The sequence below is a fragment of the Daejeonella sp. genome (assembly GCF_044232565.1).
Classification (GTDB): Bacteria; Bacteroidota; Bacteroidia; order Sphingobacteriales; family Sphingobacteriaceae; genus Daejeonella.
Map to the genome: position 1 here is coordinate 1 of NZ_JBIILQ010000179.1, position 5,792 is coordinate 5,792.

The following is a 5,792-nucleotide window of genomic DNA, read 5'->3' on the forward strand; positions in this document are numbered from 1 at the left end:
GAATTACCTGCTTCAACTTATTCATAAATAAATGTATTATTTCCACCTGCCAGTAGGTATCGGATTCGACGAACAGCCAATATCTATCTGCAAACAGCCTAATTTACACTATTAAATTTAAGAGTAGAAAAAGTGCTGTTTGTCTAATAAAAAAGGAGCTTGGTCTAATGCATTTCTACAATAAATTAAATTGTATTTAATTGCATCATCAAATTATTTAAAATGAAAAAGTTCAAGAACTGTATTTCTCCATTTATTATGCTACTCGTTCCGGTATTTCTATTAATCGGACTATTAATTTTCAATTTTAATAATGATATTACTACTGAAAAGCAGCATGCTTTCCTAAAATTACAGCTTCCAAGCTTAGAAATGATTGTCAAATCAGTAATCAAATAAAAAGGGTGCCTGAGAATATTATTGAAACCATAAACCTGTCCTATCGTTTTGGTGCAAATCAGGTGCTAGAACAGCTATCTTTACAAGTTGAAGCAGGCAGTATTTATGGATTTATCGGTCCGAATGGTGCAGGTAAGACAACAAGCATTAAAATTTTACTCAATCTGCTTCAAACAGAAGACAAAAAAGTTTTCCTTTTTGGCAAAGAATTCAGAAATAACCGAATTAATATTCTTTCAAGAATAGGCTCTCTAGTTGAACAACCAGCAATATATCATCATTTATCAGGAAGAGAAAATTTAATAAACCGAGCAAGACTTCTCCAAATTTCATTAGTTAGAGTAAATGAAGTACTAAAACTTGTTGACTTAAGCGAACATGCAGATAAGAAAGCTGGTCAATATTCTTTAGGAATGAAACAACGATTGGGTATAGGGCTTGCGCTTTTACCAGATCCCGAATTATTGATTTTGGATGAACCAACTAATGGTTTAGATCCCAATGGGATTATCGAAATAAGAAATCTACTTCGTAAGCTTGTTTATGGAATGGGAAAAACTGTTTTCATTTCTAGCCACCAGCTATCCGAGGTAGAAAAAATGGTTAGCCACTTAGGAATAATAAATCATGGCAAACTTGTATTTCAGGGCAGCTTAGAGGAACTACATAAAATAAGCAAGAAAAAAATTCACATACAGGTGAGCCAACCTGATAATGCAAAAGAACTTTTATTAAAAAATGGATATCTCACAGAACTATTTGATGAAACACTTTCTATACCTTATCAATCTAAGGAACAAGTATCAGAAATAAATCAACTCCTAGTATCAAATAATCATAAGGTATACAGCTTAAGTCAGAGCCAGGAAAATCTAGAAAATTTATTTCTATCCATTACTCAATAATATTTATGCAGGGCTTCATACTTTCTTTATCTTCTGAATTTTATAAAACACGGAAAACACTTGCCTTTCTATCAGCCATTTTGCTGCCACTAATACTTTGTTTATTGGTCTCTGTAGGATTTTACAATCATGCAGAAAAAATGGCTAATTATTCCGCCGAAATGCAGTGGATGAGATTCAGCATGGCATTTATTGGTGTGATGGGCAGCTTGCTCTTACCATTAATAATTATTTTTCAATCCTTTTCAATCAATAACATTGAACACCGTGCCGAGATGTGGAAAAGCCTCTTTACATTACCCATCTCAAAATGGAGTATTTATTCAGCTAAATTTGTTTATGCTCTACTATTAAATGCACTATGCCTTAGCCTCTTTGCCACCCTCATACTACTCTCGGGAATTATACTAGACTTACTAAAACCAGAATTGAAATTCAATGAATTTAATTTCTCGGCAATACTTTACAAATTACATTTAAAACTTTTTCTTGCCTCAACTGGAATATTGGCCATCCAATTTTTATTCAGTTTACTATGGGCTGATTTTTTAAAACCAATGGGCATCGGACTTATACTAACTGTTTTCGGAATAATTACAGCCAATTTAGGATGGAAATATGCATTTACCATTCCATATACACATCCAATGCTGACCATAAATGGCTTCATGAAGCAGGCAATGAACAAGAAAAATGAATTAATCGCCTTTGACTTAATGAGCAAAGAGATCTGGTTTAGCCTCGCAATTTCTACTGCCACCTATTTCATTGGCTATTATGTGATTCGAAACAGAAGCATTAAATAATTAACGCACAGAACGCGGAATCACTACCAAACTTTCATGGCCTTCCTTATCCACTGATTGAACTCCAAAATAATAATTGTCTTTTGAATAATTAAACACTGCCTTTGTACCAGTTACAAAGAATTTTTTCTCCCAAATGGGGCTAGAAGTTTCTCTCATTACTACATAATAACCGAGAGGTTCTTCACCTATTGGCCTCTCCCATTTCAACTCAGTTTTGTTGGTTAGTCCGCTTGTTACAACGCCAACCTTTAGTGGCTCTCTAGGAGCGAGTGCTAAATTAGCTAATGATGCCAAATTCATCTGGGTTACCTTACGGGTATAGTCGTAATCTACAAAATCAGGCAAATCACCATAGTCGGTTCCATTTTCTTTTCGAACAGTTTGATGCTGACGATCAAAATTCTCATTCATTTCAGTTACACGGATACCTGCATAACCTAACTGGGAGAATGGTGTATGATCACCTCCTCGTAAATATCTATCTCGGCGATATATAAGTTTAACATCCAGTTGATCAACATATCGCTCACCAACTTCCTTCAGATATCTCGCAAATTGACGAGCAGAACCATCATTTTCAGATCCCGTACTTGCTCTTCGCGTAGCTTCTTCGGGTGTTTCAATAACAGAGACGCCCTCACTAAAAATTCGTACGCTCCTATTATCTTTTATACCTGTTTCTACTCCAAAAGTATTACCAACAATATCATTAGTAATCATACCTGCAAGATTCCACCCTTCTGCTTTGGCACGTTTTGCTAAATTAGCAGCCCCATATAAACCTTGTTCTTCGGCAACCATTGCCACAAAAATTAAAGTACAGTTAAACTTATTTTTACTCATTACTCTAGCCAATTCCATAGCAGCAGCCGTACCAGAAGCATCGTCATTTGCTCCTGGAGCAAAAATTTTGGCATCATTCACATCTGAAGCTCTTGAATCATAATGACCCGAAACAATAAATACGCGATCATCTAATGGATCGGTACCTGGAAGAATAGCCAATACATTTTTCATGACCGTTGGTGTAACTATCCTTCTACCATCTGCAGCCTGAGTAAATGTGTCGAACTCGACTTTTAGTCTGCCGCCAGATGCCATAGAATAACGTTCAAGCTCCGCTTTAATCCAATTACGAGCTGCACCAATACCTGTGGTTTTACTCAAAGTATCGCTCATGCTATGGCGTGTTTCAAAGCTCACTAGTTTTCTAATTATTGCCTCAATATTTTGGGAAGAAACCTCTTCAACCATCGTTTTGATTTGCTGATCTTGCTTAACAATGGAAGTTTGTGCCAAAGCAACAAATCCTGAAGCAATTAAAATGAGAGAAAATAAGTATTTCATAAAGTGATTGATATAATTTAGTGTAAATATAAAAAGATGGAATTAAAAATTTTAATCAAGAGTAAATTCCTGATGTCTTTCAGGTATGTCAACATTTGCGAAACCTTTTTCGACGATTTTGAGTTTGAAAGCTTTTTGAACTTCTTCTTCACCATGGACTAAAAAGAGTTTTTTGACCTTTTGCGGATCTTGGCAGGAAATAAATTTCAGTAAATCTTCATAGTCACCATGTGCACTCATAGAACGAATAGATCTAACCTCAGCTTTCACATTAAATTCTTCACCAAAAATTGATACAGAAGTGTATCCAGACATTAATCGGCCACCTAGCGAATTAGGTTCACAATAACCTACCATTAAAATGGTATTGTCCTCATTAGAAATATTATTTTTAATATGATGCTTTACCCTTCCAGCCTCTGCCATTCCAGAAGCAGAAATTATTACACATGGCTCATTATTGGTGTTCAAAGCTTTGGATGAAGCAGTATCCTGAATAAAAATCAATTTTTTAAAGTTGAAGGGATCGTCATCGTGAAGCATCACGTCCTGCACATGTTTATTAAAATTTTCGGGATGACTCTTTACAATGTTTGTTGCTTTTATAGAAAGCGGACTATCTACATAATAATTAACATCCGGAAGAATTCCTCTTTCTTCAAGATGGTTTAATGAGTAGAGTAATTCTTGAGTACGTCCTACACTAAATGCTGGAATGATGAGCTTCCCCCGACGTAAGATGCATGTTTGATAGATTATTTCCCTTAGTAAGTCTTCAGTTGGCTCAACATCCTCATGCAAACTATCTCCATAAGTAGATTCAAGAATAATATAATCTGATTGCTTGAAGGTTTGAGGCGATTTCAAAATCAAATCACCATAGCGACCTACATCACCACTAAATGTTATGCGACTTGTTTTTCCATTTTCATGGATAGTTAAATGTACTGCCGCACTACCAATAATATGGCCAACGTCTGTAAGTTCAAGCTTTATATCCTCATTTATCTGTATTTCTTCATTGTACTTAATAATTCTAAATTGACGTAGGCAGGCCACTGCATCATCTTCATTATACAATGGTTTGAGTAAAGAAAGTCCCTTTCGAACTCTGTGCTTATTACTATATTCTGAATCTTGTTCCTGAATTTTTGCTGAGTCCAAAAGTAAAATACGAACTAAATCCATGGTAGCAGCAGTACAATAAATTTCACCTTTAAAACCCTGCGCTACTAGTCGGGGAATTAAGCCGCTATGGTCAATATGCGCATGACTCAATACTAAGTAATTAACATCAATAGGGTTAAAGCCAAAATGTTCATTAAGTGCGTCCGTTTCCTCGCCCATACCCTGAAACATGCCACAATCTAATAAGATTTTTGTGCCATTTTCTAGTCGAATTAAATGTTTACTCCCTGTAACGTTCTTAGCTGCACCATGAAAACTTATACGCATATTAATTCCCCCTATGTGGGCCTCCTATCAAAATTAACTGAATTAAATTACAAATACCCTAGATTATCAAAAGATAAAATATAAAAAAACCCGGACGATGTAAATGCGTCCAGGTTGTTTCAAAGAGTTAAAAAAACAAAGATTTATTCTTCTGATTTAAGTAATTTTACAGAAAAATAATCACGATTCATTCTTGCGATATTGGTAATCGAAATTTCCTTCGGGCATTCCGCTTCACATGCGCCTGTATTGGTACAACTTCCAAAGCCTTCTTCATCCATTTGCGCAACCATAGCCTGCACACGACGGAAACGCTCTGGCTGACCTTGTGGCAATAAGGCTAATTGAGAAACTTTTGCAGATACAAAAAGCATAGCGGAAGCATTTTTACAAGCTGCAACACATGCACCGCATCCAATACAAGTAGCAGAATTAAATGCTTCGTCTGCAATAACTTTAGGGATTGGAGTTACATTAGCATCAGGGGCACCACCTGTATTCACTGAAATAAAACCTCCAGCTCTTTGAATACGATCAAACGATGACCGATCTGTTGCTAAATCTTTAATTACAGGAAATCCTTCTGCGCGCCAAGGCTCGATAACGATGGTATCCTTATCATTAAAGCTACGCATATGTAACTGGCAGGTAGTAATGCCTTGCTTAGGACCATGTGGCCTTCCATTGATGTGCAAAGAACAGGAACCACAAATACCTTCACGGCAGTCATGATCGAAGTGAATTGGATCATCACCCTTTTTAATTAGCCCTTCGTTTACAACATCAAGCATTTCCAGAAATGACATATCCGGAGAAACATGGTCAGCCTGATATGAAACTAATTCACCTTTTGCTTTAGCATTTTTTTGACGCCAAA

The 5,792-nt window shown here is 36.1% G+C and carries 6 protein-coding genes; 3 read left to right on the forward strand and 3 right to left on the reverse strand.

Going from position 1 to position 5,792, the window contains the following annotated elements:
* The first annotated feature begins 222 nt into the window (after nucleotides 1-222).
* The 3 genes from ACILQF_RS09790 to ACILQF_RS09800 are packed head-to-tail and all read left to right on the forward strand — an operon-like array spanning nucleotide 223 to nucleotide 2,110.
* On the forward strand, nucleotides 223-399 hold the full coding sequence (locus ACILQF_RS09790) for a hypothetical protein (protein WP_395627230.1): 177 nt from the start codon (nucleotides 223-225) through the stop codon (nucleotides 397-399).
* Between the two features lie 5 nt (nucleotides 400-404).
* Nucleotides 405-1,304, forward strand: coding sequence for an ABC transporter ATP-binding protein (locus tag ACILQF_RS09795; RefSeq protein WP_395627231.1), 900 nt, complete (start codon nucleotides 405-407; stop codon nucleotides 1,302-1,304).
* A gap of 5 nt (nucleotides 1,305-1,309) precedes the next feature.
* On the forward strand, nucleotides 1,310-2,110 hold the full coding sequence (locus ACILQF_RS09800; protein ID WP_395627232.1) for an ABC transporter permease: 801 nt from the start codon (nucleotides 1,310-1,312) through the stop codon (nucleotides 2,108-2,110).
* Here ACILQF_RS09800 and ACILQF_RS09805 read toward each other — a convergent pair whose 3' ends face one another.
* The 3 genes from ACILQF_RS09805 to ACILQF_RS09815 all read right to left on the reverse strand — a co-directional run.
* Complete coding sequence (locus tag ACILQF_RS09805; RefSeq protein ID WP_395627233.1) at nucleotides 2,111-3,460, reverse strand: M20/M25/M40 family metallo-hydrolase; 1,350 nt, start codon at nucleotides 3,458-3,460, stop codon at nucleotides 2,111-2,113. It abuts the gene before it with no gap.
* Between the two features lie 51 nt (nucleotides 3,461-3,511).
* Nucleotides 3,512-4,915 carry an MBL fold metallo-hydrolase RNA specificity domain-containing protein gene (locus tag ACILQF_RS09810; protein WP_395627234.1) on the reverse strand — a complete coding sequence of 468 codons (1,404 nt, stop codon included), beginning with the start codon at nucleotides 4,913-4,915 and terminating at the stop codon, nucleotides 3,512-3,514.
* A gap of 143 nt (nucleotides 4,916-5,058) precedes the next feature.
* On the reverse strand, nucleotides 5,059-5,792 hold a 734-nt coding region (locus tag ACILQF_RS09815), incomplete at its 5' end, for a succinate dehydrogenase/fumarate reductase iron-sulfur subunit (protein WP_395627235.1).

What these genes read in the sequence shown, in the direction of transcription:
- ACILQF_RS09790 (WP_395627230.1), top strand. Translation starts at nt 223, where the DNA reads ATGAAAAAGTTCAAGAACTGTATTTCTCCATTTATTATGCTACTCGTT.
- ACILQF_RS09805 (WP_395627233.1), bottom strand. Translation starts at nt 3,460, where the DNA reads ATGAAATACTTATTTTCTCTCATTTTAATTGCTTCAGGATTTGTTGCT.
- ACILQF_RS09800 (WP_395627232.1), top strand. Translation starts at nt 1,310, where the DNA reads ATGCAGGGCTTCATACTTTCTTTATCTTCTGAATTTTATAAAACACGG.
- ACILQF_RS09810 (WP_395627234.1), bottom strand. Translation starts at nt 4,915, where the DNA reads ATGCGTATAAGTTTTCATGGTGCAGCTAAGAACGTTACAGGGAGTAAA.